Origin of the sequence: Klebsiella sp. GG_Kp173 (assembly GCF_040062415.1) — a bacterium.
GTDB lineage: Bacteria > Pseudomonadota > Gammaproteobacteria > Enterobacterales > Enterobacteriaceae > Klebsiella > Klebsiella quasipneumoniae.
Genome location: NZ_JBEAFZ010000086.1, coordinates 191,452 through 207,297 on the forward strand (window position 1 = coordinate 191,452; position 15,846 = coordinate 207,297).

At 59.2% G+C, this 15,846-nt stretch carries 18 protein-coding genes; 7 read left to right on the forward strand and 11 right to left on the reverse strand.

The genetic code is table 11. The features are described from left to right. Nucleotides 1-28: 28 nt before the first annotated feature. Nucleotides 29-250 (reverse strand): YgdI/YgdR family lipoprotein, encoded by a 222-nt coding sequence (locus tag ABLU50_RS21715; RefSeq protein WP_087833029.1) that lies wholly within the window; start codon nucleotides 248-250, stop codon nucleotides 29-31. Nucleotides 251-398: 148 nt separating this feature from the next. Further along, entirely contained in the window at nucleotides 399-1,460 is a 1,062-nt protein-coding gene (locus ABLU50_RS21720; protein WP_004202746.1) for a YncE family protein, read from the reverse strand. Nucleotides 1,461-1,717: 257 nt separating this feature from the next. On the opposite strand from ABLU50_RS21720, the gene pqqU reads away from it, so the two are divergent. Continuing rightward, entirely contained in the window at nucleotides 1,718-3,823 is a 2,106-nt protein-coding gene (pqqU, locus tag ABLU50_RS21725) for a TonB-dependent receptor PqqU (protein WP_017900492.1), read from the forward strand. 68 nt (nucleotides 3,824-3,891) lie between these two features. On the opposite strand, the gene ABLU50_RS21730 is transcribed toward pqqU, so the two are convergent. Beyond that, the gene (locus ABLU50_RS21730; RefSeq protein ID WP_020481014.1) at nucleotides 3,892-4,191 is read right to left on the reverse strand and encodes a DUF406 domain-containing protein; all 300 of its coding nucleotides are present in this window, start codon (nucleotides 4,189-4,191) and stop codon (nucleotides 3,892-3,894) included. Between the two features lie 277 nt (nucleotides 4,192-4,468). Between ABLU50_RS21730 and rihA the strand changes: the two genes are divergently transcribed. Beyond that, nucleotides 4,469-5,404 (forward strand): pyrimidine-specific ribonucleoside hydrolase RihA, encoded by a 936-nt coding sequence (gene rihA / locus ABLU50_RS21735; RefSeq protein ID WP_048324425.1) that lies wholly within the window; start codon nucleotides 4,469-4,471, stop codon nucleotides 5,402-5,404. 61 nt (nucleotides 5,405-5,465) lie between these two features. Here rihA and ABLU50_RS21740 read toward each other — a convergent pair whose 3' ends face one another. Next, entirely contained in the window at nucleotides 5,466-6,503 is a 1,038-nt protein-coding gene (locus tag ABLU50_RS21740) for an NADP-dependent oxidoreductase (protein ID WP_049003822.1), read from the reverse strand. Nucleotides 6,504-6,568: 65 nt separating this feature from the next. Then, on the reverse strand, nucleotides 6,569-7,150 hold the full coding sequence (locus ABLU50_RS21745) for an XRE family transcriptional regulator (RefSeq protein WP_057215555.1): 582 nt from the start codon (nucleotides 7,148-7,150) through the stop codon (nucleotides 6,569-6,571). A gap of 160 nt (nucleotides 7,151-7,310) precedes the next feature. Here ABLU50_RS21745 and ABLU50_RS21750 point away from each other — a divergent pair, with 160 nt between their 5' ends. Together ABLU50_RS21750 and ABLU50_RS21755 are read left to right on the forward strand one after the other, a co-directional pair. Continuing rightward, a complete protein-coding gene (locus ABLU50_RS21750) occupies nucleotides 7,311-7,829 on the forward strand; it encodes a GNAT family N-acetyltransferase (protein WP_004202758.1) in 519 nt (172 codons plus the stop codon). Next, nucleotides 7,826-8,275 carry a DMT family transporter gene (locus ABLU50_RS21755; RefSeq protein ID WP_023318399.1) on the forward strand — a complete coding sequence of 150 codons (450 nt, stop codon included), beginning with the start codon at nucleotides 7,826-7,828 and terminating at the stop codon, nucleotides 8,273-8,275. Before ABLU50_RS21750 ends, ABLU50_RS21755 begins: the two co-directional genes overlap by 4 nt. Before the next feature lie 8 nt (nucleotides 8,276-8,283). On the opposite strand, the gene ABLU50_RS21760 is transcribed toward ABLU50_RS21755, so the two are convergent. Together ABLU50_RS21760 and ABLU50_RS21765 are read right to left on the reverse strand one after the other, a co-directional pair. Continuing rightward, a complete protein-coding gene (locus ABLU50_RS21760; RefSeq protein WP_004202765.1) occupies nucleotides 8,284-8,517 on the reverse strand; it encodes a YdcY family protein in 234 nt (77 codons plus the stop codon). Between the two features lie 16 nt (nucleotides 8,518-8,533). Continuing rightward, on the reverse strand, nucleotides 8,534-10,132 hold the full coding sequence (locus ABLU50_RS21765; RefSeq protein ID WP_004202766.1) for an ABC transporter substrate-binding protein: 1,599 nt from the start codon (nucleotides 10,130-10,132) through the stop codon (nucleotides 8,534-8,536). Nucleotides 10,133-10,401: 269 nt separating this feature from the next. On the opposite strand from ABLU50_RS21765, the gene ABLU50_RS21770 reads away from it, so the two are divergent. Beyond that, the gene (locus ABLU50_RS21770; RefSeq protein ID WP_017900487.1) at nucleotides 10,402-11,835 is read left to right on the forward strand and encodes an aldehyde dehydrogenase; all 1,434 of its coding nucleotides are present in this window, start codon (nucleotides 10,402-10,404) and stop codon (nucleotides 11,833-11,835) included. 12 nt (nucleotides 11,836-11,847) lie between these two features. Here the strand turns inward: ABLU50_RS21770 and ABLU50_RS21775 are convergent, their stop codons facing one another. Beyond that, nucleotides 11,848-12,597 carry an alpha/beta hydrolase gene (locus ABLU50_RS21775; RefSeq protein ID WP_087833028.1) on the reverse strand — a complete coding sequence of 250 codons (750 nt, stop codon included), beginning with the start codon at nucleotides 12,595-12,597 and terminating at the stop codon, nucleotides 11,848-11,850. Nucleotides 12,598-12,685: 88 nt separating this feature from the next. After that, nucleotides 12,686-12,859, reverse strand: coding sequence for a GhoT/OrtT family toxin (locus ABLU50_RS21780; RefSeq protein ID WP_004202771.1), 174 nt, complete (start codon nucleotides 12,857-12,859; stop codon nucleotides 12,686-12,688). Between the two features lie 195 nt (nucleotides 12,860-13,054). Between ABLU50_RS21780 and yncL the strand changes: the two genes are divergently transcribed. Next, nucleotides 13,055-13,147: a stress response membrane protein YncL gene (yncL, locus tag ABLU50_RS21785; RefSeq protein WP_002906891.1), complete on the forward strand. Its 93-nt coding sequence runs from the start codon at nucleotides 13,055-13,057 to the stop codon at nucleotides 13,145-13,147. A 51-nt stretch (nucleotides 13,148-13,198) separates the two neighbouring features. On the opposite strand, the gene ABLU50_RS21790 is transcribed toward yncL, so the two are convergent. After that, on the reverse strand, nucleotides 13,199-13,450 hold the full coding sequence (locus ABLU50_RS21790; RefSeq protein WP_032456152.1) for a hypothetical protein: 252 nt from the start codon (nucleotides 13,448-13,450) through the stop codon (nucleotides 13,199-13,201). A gap of 487 nt (nucleotides 13,451-13,937) precedes the next feature. Here ABLU50_RS21790 and ABLU50_RS21795 point away from each other — a divergent pair, with 487 nt between their 5' ends. After that, a complete protein-coding gene (locus ABLU50_RS21795; RefSeq protein WP_004175940.1) occupies nucleotides 13,938-14,060 on the forward strand; it encodes a small membrane protein in 123 nt (40 codons plus the stop codon). A 340-nt stretch (nucleotides 14,061-14,400) separates the two neighbouring features. Here ABLU50_RS21795 and patD read toward each other — a convergent pair whose 3' ends face one another. Further along, on the reverse strand, nucleotides 14,401-15,828 hold the full coding sequence (gene patD, locus ABLU50_RS21800) for an aminobutyraldehyde dehydrogenase (RefSeq protein WP_043520012.1): 1,428 nt from the start codon (nucleotides 15,826-15,828) through the stop codon (nucleotides 14,401-14,403). Nucleotides 15,829-15,846 lie beyond the last annotated feature (18 nt).

A 15,846-nucleotide genomic window follows, 5' to 3' on the forward strand; every position in this document is an offset into this window, starting at 1 on the left:
CATCGCGGGCAAACCGGGAGGTCAGGACTTAGTTATCCTCAACCAACTGCGACACGTCGCTGCTGTTAATTTCCCGCTTATTACCAGACTCATCGATATAGCTGGTCATCCCCGTTTCTTTATCCAGCTGCGGCTTGCCGTGAGTCACGATCGTCTGACCGCTTTTGGTGGTCATAACGTAGTTGGACGAACAGCCTGCCATCAAGGCCAGCATCGCGCCGGCGCAAATCACCATAAATGGCTTTTTCATTTTATCTCCACTGATTACCACTGCCCGCGCGAGGCGGGAAAGGGGTAAGTGTATAACCATCTGGTTTATCAGGCCAATACGCGTTTGTAACAGAGGGTGTGATGCCGGGCGCGACCTCCGGTGGCAGTGGTCGTCGCGCCCGGGGACCTTACAGCGCGATGCGGATCACATCGTCCGGGGCGGTGGCCTCTTTCTCACGGCTGGAAGCTTGTTTCACGCTGACGTACAGCGTTTTGCCGTCATCAGAGAGCGCCAGGCTGTTGGGATGGGTCGGCGTTTTAAAGGTCTTCACCACCTTATAACTCTTGCCGTCGATAACGCTCACCTCCCCCGCTTTACGATGCGTCACATAGGCTTCGTTGCGGGTGGGGTTGAACAGCACCGCCAGCGATTCCGGCGCGGCGATTTTCTCCAGCACCTTGCCGTCGCGGGTATCGACCACCAGCACTTCCGGCTGCTTGCTGTCGGTAATAAAGGCGCGGTGGCCGGCGGTATCGAGGCTCAGGTTAAGGTAGAAATGCGCCTTGCCGTCATCCAGCAATTTTTTGCGCGACACAATGGTGTTGTTCTCGCTGTCGATGGTCAGCAGTTCGCCGTCGGCGTTGGTGGTATAGAGACGCTTAGCCTGCGGGTCGATCGCCAGGCCCGTCGCCATTGCCCCGGTGCCAGTAATGGTCGTTTTCAGCTTCAGGGTAGCGCCGTCCACCACCCAAATCACGCTCTCTTTGCCCAGACCGGTAATGTAGACGGTGTTGGTTTGCTCATTGACCGCCAGCTCGCGCGGCTGCAGCGGGCGCACGGTTTCACTGCGCTGACGCTCGTCCAGCACCAGTCGCCCCTTCACGGCGCCGGTTTTGGCGTCAATGGCGGTGACGGTGCTGTCAACGGTATTGCCAAACCACAGCGTACCGGTGGCATGGTTGATAGCGGCGCCGAACGGCTTCAGATCGTTGTGAATAATCTGCGTCACGTCGAGGGTGGTGGGGTCAAGACGATACACAATCCCGCCCTTGTCCAGCGAACGACTCTGCGAAGTGGCAACCCATAGCGCGTTCTCCTGCTGGCTGTAGGCCATTTCGTAGGCCCCTTTCCCGACGGCCTTGCGCAGCATCTCTTCCGCGGCGTGGGCGCTAAAGCTGCCTGCCAGCAGCAGAGAAGTGAATAACAGTGAATGGCGCAGACGCGGCGCGGCAAACTGACGTAATGACATGACGACTCCCTTTGATAAACCTGTATGTGCTGACCCGACATCGCTTCCGGCGGCAAAGTCATGGCTCTACCTTATTTTGAATGAGAATAGTAATCATTATTCTTATTAAAGTGGAGCGCTAATTGTTGTTGTTCGGTAAATTCGTCAGCCTTGAGCACTATCCGTTAACCAACGGCAGTTAATAATTTTCAAATATTTTACAAACGGGGTAACATATATACATATGTTCCATTTGGTTCGTCTCCCGAGTACTATCGATGAAAATCCTATCCGTGCGACATGCGGCCTTGCCGGCGCTGCTGCTGCCGCTCATCGCCGCCGCCCAGGCCGCCGATGAACAAACCATGGTGGTGACCGCTGCGCCAACCACCGTTTCTGAACTGGATACCCCCGCCGCCGTCAGCGTGGTCAATGGGGATGAGATGCGCCAGGCCGCGCCGCGCGTCAACCTTTCTGAATCGCTAGGCGCCGTGCCGGGCCTGCAGGTGCAGAACCGGCAAAACTATGCCCAGGATCTGCAGCTGTCGATTCGCGGCTTTGGCTCCCGCTCCACCTACGGCGTGCGCGGGCTGCGCATCTATGTGGACGGCATTCCGGCGACCATGCCCGACGGCCAGGGGCAGACGTCCAATATCGATATCGGCAGCGTCGACACCATTGAGGTGCTGCGCGGCCCCTTCTCTGCCCTCTACGGTAACTCGTCCGGCGGGGTGATCAACGTCACCAGCCAGACCGGCACCCAGCCGCCCACCGTGGAAGCCAGCAGCTACTATGGCAGCTTTGGCACCTGGCACTATGGAATGAAAGCCACCGGCGCCGTTGGCGACGGCAGCCACGCGGGCGATGTGGATTACACGGTGTCGACTAACCGCTTCACCACCCACGGCTATCGCGATCACAGCGGCGCGCGCAAAAATCTGGCCAACGCCCGGCTGGGGGTGCGTATCAACGACGTCAGTAAGCTGACTCTGCTGCTGAATAGTGTCGATATCAAAGCCAATGACGCCGGCGGATTAACCGCCGATGAATGGCGCGATAACCCGCGCCAGTCGCCGCGCGGCGACCAGTATAATACCCGCAAAAATACCCGGCAGACCCAGGCAGGTCTGCGCTATGAGCGCCAGCTGAGCGCCCAGGACGATCTCAGCGTCATGATGTACGCCGGGGAACGCGAAACCACCCAGTTCCAGTCGATCCCGCGCGCGCCGCAGCTGAAGCCGAGCCACGCCGGCGGGGTGATTGACCTCACCCGCCACTACCAGGGGATCGATACCCGGCTGACCCATCGCGGGGAGCTGCTGGTGCCGGTCACCCTGACCGCCGGTCTTGACTACGAGAACATGAGCGAGCGCCGCAAAGGCTATGAAAACTTTGTGATGGTCAACGGCGCGCCGCAGTATGGCGAACAGGGCGCGCTGCGTCGTAACGAACGCAACCTGATGTGGAACGTCGACCCTTACCTGCAGACCCAGTGGCAGCTAACCGACAAACTTTCGCTCGATGCCGGGGTGCGCTACAGCTCGGTATGGTTCGATTCGAATGACTACTACATCACGCCGGGCAATGGCGATGACAGCGGCGATGCCAGCTATCACAAATGGCTGCCCGCAGGCTCGCTGAAGTATGCCCTGACCGACGCGTGGAACGTCTACCTCTCCGCCGGCCGCGGCTTCGAGACACCGACCATCAACGAACTGTCATACCGTTCAGATAACCAGAGCGGCCTTAATTTCGGCCTGAAGCCCTCCACCAACGACACGGTGGAGATCGGCAGCAAGACGCGGATCGGCAATGGGCTGCTCACCGCCGCCCTGTTCCAGACTGATACCGATAATGAGATCGTGGTCGACAGCAGCAGCGGCGGGCGCACCAGCTATAAAAACGCCGGCAAGACCCGTCGTCAGGGCATGGAGCTGGGACTGGATCAGCAGTTTGGCGAGAGCTGGCGCCTGAAGGCGGCCTGGACCTGGCTGGACGCGACCTATCGCACCAACGTCTGCGGCGACGCCAGCTGCAACGGTAACCGTATTCCGGGGATCGCGCGCAATATGGGCTACGCCTCCTTCGGCTATCAGCCGGAGCAGGGCTGGTACGCCGGAAGCGATATTCGCTACATGAGCGACATCATGGCGAATGACGAAAACACCGCCAAAGCCCCGTCCTGGACGGTGGTCGGCCTGACGACCGGCTATAAGTGGAGCTATGGCAGGATGGATATGGATCTGTTCGGCCGGGTCGACAACCTGTTTGACCGCGAGTACGTCGGGTCCGTCATCGTTAACGAGTCCAACGGACGCTACTACGAGCCCGCGCCAGGACGCAACTACGGTATTGGACTGAACCTCGCCTGGCGCTTCGAGTAACGCTCGACTTCGCCCGCGGATTCGCGGGCGAAGTCGTTATTCTCAGGCGCTGGCGCCCAGGACGCTGATTAAAGCAGGTTTCTCAGGGACAATTCGAAAATGATCTTTTCCGCCTGGCAGGAAAAGGCGATGGACAGATCGAGCTTCACCTCGTCGCCGGCGGCGGCGAGGGTGTAGTCAACCTGCGGCGGTTCACTGGCGGGCGCCGCCGCGGCGGCACGCTCGCGAACGGCGGCTACGGTTGACTCCGCTTCCTCGCGGCTCGGGAATAATTTCTCAGCCCGGTAGACGCAGTCCTCGTTATCAATGATCGTCCCGACATCAATGGCGCAGCCTTTGGTGCTGCATTTATCTACTACATCTTTCATCGTAATAACCTCTTGAGTTTTCTTAAGGATAAGAATCCGCTCGCCGAAAAGCAAACCATTAATATCCGTAAGGATTAGCGATTTTTATTCTATCGCGCCGCGGCGGGCGCTAGCTTGCGCCACCGCAAGGCGAGGCCTGATGACGCAGGACCGCCGCGACTAACCGTGCGATTGCCGCTGCAACCGTGCTTGCCATCACACTATTCTGCACACTATCTCGTCTGCCTCGCGCCGCAGCGTTAGTCTGGTCACAGAACAACGCCAACAAGGAGCTGCTATGGCACTGCCGATTATGATTGATTGCGATCCGGGACATGATGACGCGATCGCCCTGGTCCTCGCCCTCGCCTCGCCGGAGCTGGAGGTGAAAGCCGTCACCGCCTCCGCAGGCAACCAGACGCCGGAGAAGACCCTGCGCAACGTGCTGCGTATGCTGACCCTGCTGAACCGAGCGGATATTCCGGTCGCCGGCGGCGCGTGGAAGCCATTGATGCGCGATCTGATCATCGCCGATAACGTGCACGGGGAAAGCGGACTGGATGGACCGAACCTGCCGGAGCCGGCCTTTTCCCCGCAGAACTGCACCGCCGTCGAGCTGATGGCCAGAGTGCTGCGGGAAAGCCGGGAGCCGGTGACTCTGGTGGCCACCGGGCCGCAGACTAACGTGGCGTTGCTGCTCGCCAGCCATCCGGAGCTGCACGTGAAGATCGCCCGCATCGTGATCATGGGGGGCGCCATGGGGCTGGGCAACTGGCAGCCGGCGGCGGAGTTTAATATCTACGTTGATCCGCAGGCTGCGGAGATGGTCTTTCAGTCGGGGATCCCGGTGGTAATGGCGGGCCTGGATGTCACCCACCGGGCGCAGATCCTTCCTGCGGATATTGAGCGATTCCGCAAGATTGGCAATCCGGTATCCACTATCGTCGCCGAACTGCTCGACTTCTTTATGGCCTACCATAAGGATGAAAAGTGGGGCTTCGACGGCGCGCCGCTGCACGACCCTTGCACCATCGCCTGGCTCCTCAAGCCGGAGCTCTTTACCACCATCGAGCGCTGGGTCGGCGTGGAAACGGAAGGAAAATATACCCAGGGGATGACGGTGGTCGATTACTACCATCTGACCGGCAATCCGCCCAATACCACCCTGCTGCTGGATGTGGACCGCGAAGCCTTTGTCGATCTGCTCGCCCAGCGGTTAGCCTTTTACGCCTGATATGCAGCAGCGCCTCTCTTCCCGGCCGGGGGAGAGGCGCATTCAGGCTAGACCCGGCGTATTAGTCGTCCGCTGACACGCGGATCACCACCTTACCAAAGTTTTCGCCTTTCAACAGACCGATCAGCGCCTGCGGCGCCTGCTCCAGACCATCAATCAGCTGTTCGCGATATTTAATTTTTCCCTCCTGCACCCAGCGCCCCATCTGCTGCTGGAATTCCGCGATCCGATGCCCGTAATCCTGGCCGATAATAAAGCCCTGCATCCGGATGCGTTTCTTGAGGATGGTCGCCATCAGCAACGGCAGACGATCCGGCCCATCCGGCAGACCGGTGGCGTTATAGCCGCTCACCAGCCCGCAGACCGGAACCCGGGCCGCGGTATTCAGCAGCGGCAGCACCGCGTCAAACACCTTGCCGCCAACGTTTTCGTAGTAGACGTCAATGCCCTGCGGGCAGGCCTGGGCCAGCTGTTCGGCAAAGTCCGCTGCGCGATGGTCAAGGCAGACATCAAAGCCTAAGGTGTCAACCGCATAGCGACACTTCTCCGCGCCGCCGGCGATGCCGACGGTACGGCAGCCCTTAATGTTGCCGATCTGTCCGACCGTGGCGCCCACCGGCCCGGTGGCCGCAGCGACCACCAGCGTGTCACCCGCCTTCGGCTGGCCAATGTCCAGCAACCCCATGTAGGCGGTGAAGCCCGGCATCCCCAGAACCCCCAGCGACCAGGACGGGTGCTGCGGGTTGTCCCCCAGCTTCACCAGTCCGCTGCCGTCGGAAAGCTCATAATCCTGCCAGCCGCTGTAGCCAAGCACCCAGTCGCCTGGTTGAAAATCATCATGCTGCGAGGTCACGACGCGACTCACGGTCCCGCCCACCATCACCGCGCCAATGGCCACCGGCGGTGAATAGGACGGCGCGTCGCTCATCCGCCCGCGCATATAGGGATCCAGCGATAAATAAACGGTACGCAGCAGAACCTGACCCGGCCCTGGCGTCGGTACCTCGCTCTCTTCCAGGCGGAAATGCTCTGCCGTCGGTTCACCATGGGGACGGGAAGCCAGTACCCAGCGGCGATGGCGTTGCGGTTGTTCTGTCATAGCAAACTCCTCTTGTTAGCAGACAGTACTGAGGCTAGCTGCTTTATGCGCAATGCGCTTTAACATTAAGAGCCGGATGGCGATTGATTAAGGCGCACCACCAGATAGATGCAGGTCTCTGCGGACTCATTGATAAAGCGGCAGTCGTTCGGCGGGCCGAGCTCCAGACAGTCCCCTGTCTGCATCTCGTGGCGGGTATTCCCTTCCATGAACACCAGTTCGCCCTGCTGCAGCCAGATCAGCTGGCGGGCCAGCGCGTAGGACGAGGCCGGCATCGGCACATCGCTGCCGGGCGGCAGCTCGATCTGCACCATGTCAATGGGCAGATCGCTGCGCGGCGAGACGTGGCGACGGAGATAGTGGCTTTGCGGGTCGTGCCACACCGGCTGGCTGGCAAAACGCAGCAGCTTGCCTTCCTGCATTTCCGCCCGGGCGATCAGCGTCGACATACTGATGCCGAAGGCGCCGGAAAGGCGGCCCAGCATTGAGGCCGTCGGACTGCTTTCACCGCGCTCGATCTTATGGATCATCGCCCGCGAGGCGCCGGCCCGTTCGGCGAGGTCGTTCAGCGACCAGCCGCGGGATTCGCGCTCGATGCGGATGCGCGCGCTGATGCGCTGATTGAGGTTGTCTTCTATAGTATTCATAACGTAACACTATAGTGTGCGCGCCCGCATTACACAATCGCCCGTTGGGCCGCGCAAACCCTGGCCCATCAGCAATATTTTGCTGAAAACGGATGACAGCGTGACGTTCATTATTGTAATAATAACGTACTACTATAGTGTACGAGAACTGAGGTTTGCTATGTCCATCCGCCCAGCCATTAAAGACGATTGCGCGGCGATCGCCGAGATCTATAACCACGCCGTCGTGCATACCGCCGCTATCTGGAATGATAAAACCGTGGATACCGACAACCGCATCGCGTGGTTTGAAGCCCGCCAGCTGGCCGGCTTTCCGGTGCTGGTGAGCGAGGAAAACGGCGTCATCACCGGCTATTCCTCTTTTGGCGACTGGCGCGCGTTTGACGGCTTTCGCCACACCGTGGAGCATTCGGTGTACGTTCACCCCGACCATCAGGGGAAAGGCCTGGGCCGCAAACTGCTGGTTGCGCTGATCGCCGAAGCGCGGCGGCTGAATAAACATGTGATGGTCGCCGGGATCGAGTCGCAGAACCACGCCTCGCTGCACCTGCATGAAACGCTGGGCTTTATCACCACCGGGCAGATGCCGCAGGTGGGAACCAAATTTGGCCGCTGGCTGGATCTCACCTTTATGCAGCTGCAGCTGGATGCGCGCCAGGAACCGGACGGTAAGGCATGAATGCGTCGCTCACCCTCGCCTGTCTGGTGGCCGCCGGCGTAGGCCTGGTACTACAGAACACCCTGATGGTGCGCATCACCCAGTCGGCGTCGACGATCCTCATCGCCATGCTGCTCAATTCGCTGGTGGGTATCGTTATTTTCGTGACCCTGTTGCTCCTGCGCCAGGGCGCCGCTGGCTTTCAGGAGCTGGCCCTGAGCGTGAAGTGGTGGACGCTGATCCCCGGCCTGCTGGGGTCCTTTTTCGTTTTTGCCAGCATCAGCGGCTATCAAAACGTCGGCGCGGCCACCACCATTGCGGTACTGGTGGCCAGCCAGCTGGTCGGCGGGTTGATCATGGATTTAATTCGCGCCCACGGCGTACCGCTGCGAGCGCTGCTCGGGCCATTATGCGGCGCGGTGATGCTGGTGGTAGGCGCCTGGCTGGTGGCCAGACGCCAGTTCTAAGCGCCTCTTCAGAGGATGGCGCCGCCTTTGGTCAACTGCTCGCGGCGCGCGTCCTGCTCTTCCTGATGCTGTCGGCCATGGTGGGCGATAGCGGTGCGCAGGCGCTGCTGCTGGGTATAGCGCTCCTCACGACTGAGTTGCGCGTCATCGCTCAGGGCGATCAGCAGCTCATTCATATGAGCGATAACCCCCTCAGCAATAGTGTCATCGACTTTGACGATAACCTCATCCAGATGTGCCATCCTGTTCTCCTTTCGCTTAATTCAGCTTCGCTTTGGAAAAATCGCTGCCCATCATGCTCACGCGGTAGCCGCTGACGTTGCTGCGGGTGGCATAGAAGGTCTTGCCGGTCGCCAGGGTGATCCACGGCGCCTGCTGGTAGAAGATCTCTTGCGCCTGTTCATAGAGCGTGGCGCGCGCCTGCGGATCGCTCACCAGCAGCGCTTTCTTCACCAGCGCGTCATACGACTTATCGCACCAGCGGGCGGCGTTAGAGCCGGTCTGGATATTATCACAGCTGAGCAGCGTGCCGGCAAAGTTGTCCGGGTCGCCATTGTCCGACATCCAACCGTACAGCGCGCTATCGTGTTCACCTTTACGCATGCCGGCGAGGTATTCGCCCCACTCATAGCTGACGATCTTCGCTTTCACCCCGACTTTCGCCCAGTCATTTTGGATCATTTCAGCAATGCGTTTTGAGTTCGGGTTGTACGGACGTTGAACCGGCATCGACCACAGGGTCACTTCCGCCCCTTGCTCCAGACCCGCCTGCTTGAGCAGCGCTTTCGCTTTCTGCGGATCGTAGTCGTAGTCCGGGAGGTCTTTTTTATACCCGAGCATGGTGGACGGGATCGGTGACTTCGCCACCGTACCGGAATCGAGGAACACCGCCTTAACGATCGCCTGCTTGTCGGTGGCATAGTTTAACGCCTGGCGCACCAGCACATTATCAAACGGTTTTTTCTCCGTGTTAAACGCCAGGTAGCCGACGTTCAGCGCCTCGACGGCGTGCAGCGCCAGATCTTTATTGCCCTTAATTACCGGGAACTGAACCGGCGAAGGCGCAGGAATAATCTGGCACTCGTTAGTCTGCAGTTTCGCCAGGCGTGTCTCGACGTTTGGCGTGATGGAAAAGATTAAGTGCTTAGTCGGCACCTCGCCTTCCCAGTAGTGGGGATTGGCGATATAGCGGATTTGCGAATCCACTTTATACTGCTGCAGGGCATAGGGTCCGGTACCGACAGGCCAGTTATCAACGTTTTCCGGCGTCCCTTTCTTCAGCATCGCCTCGCCATACTCCGCCGACAGAATAGAGGCGAAGTCCATTCCCCAGTCGGCAAGAAACGCCGCGTTCGGCTCGTTAAGTACGAACTGGACGTGATAGTCATCGACCTTTTTCACCGACTTAATCAGCTTATCGAGGCCCACGTCGTGGAAGTACTCATAGTTCCCCTGCGACACCTTGTGATAAGGATGCTGAGGATCCATCTGGCGCAGCACGGAAAACAGGACGTCGTCGGCGTTAAAATCGCGGGTCGGTTTGAAGAATTTATTGCTGTTGAACTTCACCCCCTGACGCAGCGTGAAGGTCCAGGTCTTGCCATCCTCAGAGACGTGCCACTCGGTGGCCAGCGACGGGATCGGCGTGTTCTTCACCGGGTCAAAAGTGACCAGGCGGTTATACAGCACCTGCGAGCTGGCGACGAACGACGGGCCGGAGCTGGCGATCTGCGGGTTGAAAGACTCTGGGGAGGCCTCTGAGCAATAGACCAGCGTATCATTGCCCGCTGCCCATGCGGCGCTGACCGGCAACAGCGCGCTCAGCAGCAGCGCCAGCGTAGTTTTCCCTGTAGACATGGTTATAAGTCCTGATTATTGATTATAAGAACAGTAATAACAGCACAGCCCCTCGCCACCGGCAAATAATCAATGGCTATCACCTTATGCCAATCGCGCTGAATTTGCTGGTTTAATCGGCGTCGCGCTGCTTTTTGCGTCAGGCACGATTGGGATGTTGTGAGCTACGCACAATTCCGGCAAAAAAATGTGCGATAACCGCCCCGCTCACGCTCGCCATCAGCCGCGACCGGTACACTGGAGGGACCGCAGAACAAGAGGTTATCCCCATGACAATCACCTGCAATCTGTACATTGATGGCCAGTGGCACGATGCCGAAGACCGTCGGACCTTCACCCGGCGCCACCCGGCCCAAGACGATGTCGCTTCGGTTGCCGCTGCCGCCAGTCTCGCCGACGGCAAACGCTGCGTCGAGGCCGCGGCCAGCGCCTTCCCACAGTGGCGCGATACGCTCCCGGCGGAACGGCGTCGCTTACTGCTCGACGCGGCGGAACATATGCTGTTGCGGGAGGCTAAATTTATCGCCGCCATGGCGGCGGAAACCGGCGCGACCGCGCACTGGGCCGGATTTAACGTCCATCTGGCGGCTGATATCCTGCGCGAAGCGGCGGCGCTGACCACCCAGATTGAAGGACAGATCATTCCATCCAACGTGCCGGGCAATCTGGCGATGGGCGTCCGCCAGGGGGCTGGCGTGGTGCTGGGCATGGCGCCGTGGAACGCGCCGCTGATCCTTGCCACCCGGGCGCTGGCGACGCCGCTGGCCTGCGGCAACACGGTGATCCTCAAGGGCGCTGAGCTCTCCCCGGCGACACAAGGATTGATTATCGACGCCCTCGACGCGGCGGGCTTCCCGCCGGGTGTGGTGAACTATCTTACCTGCGCGCCGCAAGACGCGCCGGCGCTGGTGGAGTCGCTGATCGCCCATCCGGCGGTGCGGCGCGTCAACTTTACCGGCTCCACGCCGGTGGGGCGGATTATCGCCCGCACCTGCGGGCAGTATCTGAAACCAGCGGTGCTGGAGCTCGGTGGCAAAGCGCCGCTGCTGGTCCTCGACGATGCCGATATCGAACAGGCGGCGGCGGGCGCCATTTTTGGCGCCTTCGCCAACGCCGGACAGATCTGCATGTCCACCGAGCGCATTATTGTCGACAACGCCGTGGCGGAGCGCTTTATCCCTCTGCTGGCCAGGCGCGCCGCCTCTCTCCCCGCCAGCCTGACCGGCCCGGTGGTCGACATGAATACCGTCACCCGCTGCAACGCGTTAATCGACGATGCCTTAGCCAAGGGCGCCCGCCTGCTGACCGGCGGTAAAGCCAGCGATACCCACATGGCGCCGACCTTACTGGACGGCGTCACCCGCGAGATGCGGCTGTGGAACGAAGAGTCCTTCGGCCCGGTAAAAGCGATTATTCGGGTTAATAATGACGAAGAGGCGCTGGCGGTAGCCAACGACAGCGAATATGGCCTTTCCGCGGCGGTCTACAGCCGCGACAGCGCCAGAGCGTGGAACCTGGCGCAACGTCTGCAAACCGGCATTTGCCATATCAATGGTCCAACCGTTCATGATGAAGCGCAGATGCCGTTTGGCGGCTGCAAAGCCTCCGGCTATGGCCGGTTCGGCGGCCGGGCCGGAATTGCAGAATTCACTGAGCTGCGCTGGATAACGCTCCAGACCCAGCCCCGCGAACTGCCTTTCTGACGCCGTCTCCCCTTAGCCGTGGCTGGCGATGAGTTGCGCCAGCCCTTCCGGGTTTTCCCACGCCATCGAGTGCCCCGCGTGGGGCACAATCCCGACCGGGATCCCGTGCGCCTCTGCCCGTTCGATATCCGCATAAGGGAGCGACTGCTCGCCGACGATCAGCATCTTCTGACAGCGCAGCTGGCAGAGCTGGGTAAACCAGGGCGTGTCGCTGCCGTTTATCAGGCTGCTGGCGGCTCGCCAGACGGCCCAGGGGGCGCTGTTTTGCAAACAGCCGGCCCACGGCGAGCGCTCTTCCGCCACCATCCTGGCGTAACCTTCGGCGATAAAGGCCCCCTCTGCCTGCGCCGCAATGCGTCTGCTGTACTCACCGCCTCCGGCGAACAGGTTGGGTTCAGACACCAGCAGCGTCGTCACCCGCTCCGCCAGCAGCCCTGCCGCTTCGATGGCGATGCTTCCACCCATGCTATGCCCATACAGCGCGAAGCGCTGCAGGCGCAGGTGGTTGAGGACCTGCTCCACAGCTTGCGCTTGCTTATGTATGTTGTAACTAAAGTCGTGCGGTTTATCGCTGTAGCCGAAGCCCGGGAGGTCGATAAGTATTTTGCGCCGCCCGTTGAGCGCGGGGTCGCTGGCGACGCGGGGGTAGTCGTAAGAGGACGCGCAGCCGAGGCCGTGGATAAACACCAGCGGAAGCCCCTCTCCCGGGAGATCGAGCCAGCGCAATGTGGCGCCTGCGACGGACGAAAAGAAACCGTTCACCTGTTTGCCTCCATGATAAGGTTACTGTGTTTTTATACAGTATCCTTACCTTTGCCGCCACCCTTTTCTGTCGTCCGCAGCCGGAAGGTTAAAACAGCGAGACGAGCAGCGCCATGGGGAAGCTGAACGGCCAGGTGGCACCGATCAACAGAGCCGCCAGCAGGCGGATCACCCAACTCTCTTTGGTTAAAAACCAGCTAATTACGGCACAGATCACGCCCATAATGGCGTAAAACACCAACATTTTTTGATATAACGTCATTCTTAGTTTTCCTTCCCTGAGGAGCGTTCCATGGTGGGATAATTATCTGCCATGACGTCGTGATTCAGAGATACCTGTATAACAAATTCAGAATCGGGCTCAATATTCAGAACAAAGCCTGATTCGTCTTAATCCGATAGCGCAACCGCGCCAGCCGTACTATACCTTTAGGGACTTACTCATTAAGGTGGCGTTATGGATGTCTCCAGCAAGACCGTCGTTATGATTAATGTCTGCGCCGCGTTCGCGCTTATCAGCCTGCTGTCGGTGAGATTTGGCTGGTTTTAATCATTTTACTCAGCAACGAAACCTAAAAAAGCAGCCCACTGGGCTGCTTTTTTACGTGCGGAGGCTGGCGCCATTATCAGGGTCATAAACGCTACGGGCTGAATGGCCTGCGATAATAACCTTATTCAGCTCAGGGTTATAATGAGGCAGAACATTCACTTTCTCATTATCCCATTCGGCAGCGGCGCAGACGGCCTGCCCCACTCCCGCGTTCTCACAGTCCTTAATACGTTTTGCCGGCGCGTTACCATAGCTCAGCGCCACGGTGCCGATTGCCAGCAGAATAAAAGCCAAAATTTTCACAGCGACATCAACGTTAAAACCGAATATGCATGAAATGATCGCATGAGCGGCGGCGGAAAGTCAAACCCGGGAGCGTGCGCCACCGCGCTGGCGCGTATGGTGGATTGATTCGTCGGTGATTAAATATTGCGAATAAATATCACCCGCTGACTGCAAATATAAAAGCCTTATTTATAGTCGTGAAATAGTTTCTGTTCAGCGCAATCTGATTCATCTGATAAAGATCATATTTCGCCAATCGCAAATGAAAAGATTAGCGCGCCTTGACCGAAAATGCGATATACCACGCTGGCGCTGGATCTGAATAAGATAACAGGCGACTACAAGCTATTGTAACCAAACCTTTTCCTGTCTGGCCTCGCTGGCCAGGGCCCAAAATAGCGCTAAATGACAACAAATATCATTTGCCTTCTCTGCAGAGAATACTTACATTCATAACTATTGGTAATGTTTTTAGCGCAGTGCGCTTTTATATTTCGAGGTGGATATGTCCGGAATCATCACGCTGGTCATCGCGCTGATCCTGCTGGTCGCGGCGGTGTATAATCTTATTTCCTATATACGTGACCGTCGCAGCGCCAGCTTGCCGAGCAAAAAAACCAAACGCTGAATACGGTTAAAACAAATTCCTCCCTGCTCCAGCGTCGCTGGCATCCTCCTCTTCCTGGCTTACTGTGGACATAAAAAAGCCCCTGCCATCAGGCAGGGGCCGGTATCCGGTCGCAAACCGCGACGTTGCCGCCTCACCCGCCGGGCGCGATGCGCCCAGGGTGGCTGGCGAACCCCATCCGGCGCTTATCTCCGGCACTCACGATGGCTTAGCTCTTGAAGGGGTATCAGAATAATCTCACATCCCCCGCCGCGAGTTTTAACCATTTTTGCCATCGTGACTATTAGCGCACTAACACACCCATTGCGTAATAATCTTTTGCCGCTTAAGGGTCAATCCGTTAGCCATGTTTAACCATCACATGGCGAACCACGGTGTAATCCTCAAGGCCATACATCGACATGTCTTTCCCGTAGCCCGACAGCTTCTGGCCGCCATGCGGCATTTCACTCACCAGCATAAAGTGGGTGTTGACCCAGGTGCAGCCGTACTGCAGCCTGGCGCTGAGCCGGTGGGCGCGGCCAACATCTTTCGTCCACACCGAAGAGGCCAGCCCATACTGGGAGTCATTTGCCCAGCTCAGGGCCTGCGCTTCATCGCTGAAAGGCGTCACGCTGACCACCGGGCCAAACACTTCGCGCTGCACGATAGCGTCCTCCTGCCGGGCTCCGGCGAGCAGCGTCGGCTGGAAATAATAGCCGGCGCCGTCAGCCCGATTGCCACCGGTAACCACTTTAATATGCGGTAGTGCCTTTGCGGCTTCCACCGCGGCGCTGACCCGCTCAAGATGGGCCAGCGAGCTCAGCGGCCCCAGCTCGGTGGCGGCATCCTCCGGCGCCCCCATTTTCAGGCTGGCCACCGCCGCCCCGAGCTTCTCCACCAGCTGCTCATAAATACCCTGCTGGGCGTAGATCCGGCAGGCGGCCGTACAGTCCTGGCCGGCGTTGTAAAACCCGAAGGTCCGAACGCCATCCACTACCGCGTCGATATCCGCGTCGTCAAAGACGATGACCGGCGCCTTACCGCCCAGCTCCATATGGGTACGTTTAATCGACGAGGCGGTATGGCCGATGATATGGGCGCCGGTGGCAATCGACCCGGTCAGGGAAACCATCCGCACTTTCGCGTGGGCGGTCAGCGGATCGCCCACCGTTTTGCCGCGGCCGAACAGTACGTTGATCACCCCTTCCGGGAAAATATCTTTTGCCAGCTCTGCCAGCTTCAGCGCCGTCAGCGGCGTGATCTCGGAGGGTTTTATCACCACACAGTTGCCTGCCGCCAGCGCCGGGGCCAGCTTCCAGGCCGCCATCATCAGGGGATAGTTCCACGGCGCGATGGAGGCTACCACGCCCACCGGGTCGCGACGGATCATCGAGGTATGCCCTTCCAGATACTCTCCGGCCGCCATCCCCGGCAGGCAACGGGCGGCGCCGGCGAAGAAGCGGAAAACGTCCGCAATGGCCGGCATCTCATCGTTAAGCACGCAGTGCAGCGGCTTGCCGCAGTTCAGCGACTCCAGCTGCGCCAGGGGCTCCGCCTGCGCCGCGATGGCATCCGCCAGCTTCAGCAGACATTCCGCGCGCGTTTTCGGCGTCGTCTGGCTCCAGGCATCAAACGCCCGATCCGCCGCCTCAACGGCGGCATCCACCTGGGCCGCTGTCGCTTCGGCAATCTCCAGGATCACTTCGCCGGTCGCAGGGTTGTATACCGGCACCTTTTCGCCTTCACCTGCCACTAACTTACCGTTTATTAAGAGGTTGTGTTGCATAGCATTATCCTGTTTCAT

What these genes read in the sequence shown, in the direction of transcription:
- ABLU50_RS21750 (WP_004202758.1), top strand. Translation starts at nt 7,311, where the DNA reads ATGTCCATCCGCCCAGCCATTAAAGACGATTGCGCGGCGATCGCCGAG.
- ABLU50_RS21765 (WP_004202766.1), bottom strand. Translation starts at nt 10,132, where the DNA reads ATGTCTACAGGGAAAACTACGCTGGCGCTGCTGCTGAGCGCGCTGTTG.
- rihA (WP_048324425.1), top strand. Translation starts at nt 4,469, where the DNA reads ATGGCACTGCCGATTATGATTGATTGCGATCCGGGACATGATGACGCG.
- patD (WP_043520012.1), bottom strand. Translation starts at nt 15,828, where the DNA reads ATGCAACACAACCTCTTAATAAACGGTAAGTTAGTGGCAGGTGAAGGC.
- ABLU50_RS21770 (WP_017900487.1), top strand. Translation starts at nt 10,402, where the DNA reads ATGACAATCACCTGCAATCTGTACATTGATGGCCAGTGGCACGATGCC.
- ABLU50_RS21745 (WP_057215555.1), bottom strand. Translation starts at nt 7,150, where the DNA reads ATGAATACTATAGAAGACAACCTCAATCAGCGCATCAGCGCGCGCATC.
- ABLU50_RS21730 (WP_020481014.1), bottom strand. Translation starts at nt 4,191, where the DNA reads ATGAAAGATGTAGTAGATAAATGCAGCACCAAAGGCTGCGCCATTGAT.
- ABLU50_RS21795 (WP_004175940.1), top strand. Translation starts at nt 13,938, where the DNA reads ATGTCCGGAATCATCACGCTGGTCATCGCGCTGATCCTGCTGGTCGCG.
- pqqU (WP_017900492.1), top strand. Translation starts at nt 1,718, where the DNA reads ATGAAAATCCTATCCGTGCGACATGCGGCCTTGCCGGCGCTGCTGCTG.
- ABLU50_RS21720 (WP_004202746.1), bottom strand. Translation starts at nt 1,460, where the DNA reads ATGTCATTACGTCAGTTTGCCGCGCCGCGTCTGCGCCATTCACTGTTA.
- ABLU50_RS21780 (WP_004202771.1), bottom strand. Translation starts at nt 12,859, where the DNA reads ATGACGTTATATCAAAAAATGTTGGTGTTTTACGCCATTATGGGCGTG.
- ABLU50_RS21740 (WP_049003822.1), bottom strand. Translation starts at nt 6,503, where the DNA reads ATGACAGAACAACCGCAACGCCATCGCCGCTGGGTACTGGCTTCCCGT.
- ABLU50_RS21715 (WP_087833029.1), bottom strand. Translation starts at nt 250, where the DNA reads ATGAAAAAGCCATTTATGGTGATTTGCGCCGGCGCGATGCTGGCCTTG.
- ABLU50_RS21760 (WP_004202765.1), bottom strand. Translation starts at nt 8,517, where the DNA reads ATGGCACATCTGGATGAGGTTATCGTCAAAGTCGATGACACTATTGCT.
- ABLU50_RS21755 (WP_023318399.1), top strand. Translation starts at nt 7,826, where the DNA reads ATGAATGCGTCGCTCACCCTCGCCTGTCTGGTGGCCGCCGGCGTAGGC.
- yncL (WP_002906891.1), top strand. Translation starts at nt 13,055, where the DNA reads ATGGATGTCTCCAGCAAGACCGTCGTTATGATTAATGTCTGCGCCGCG.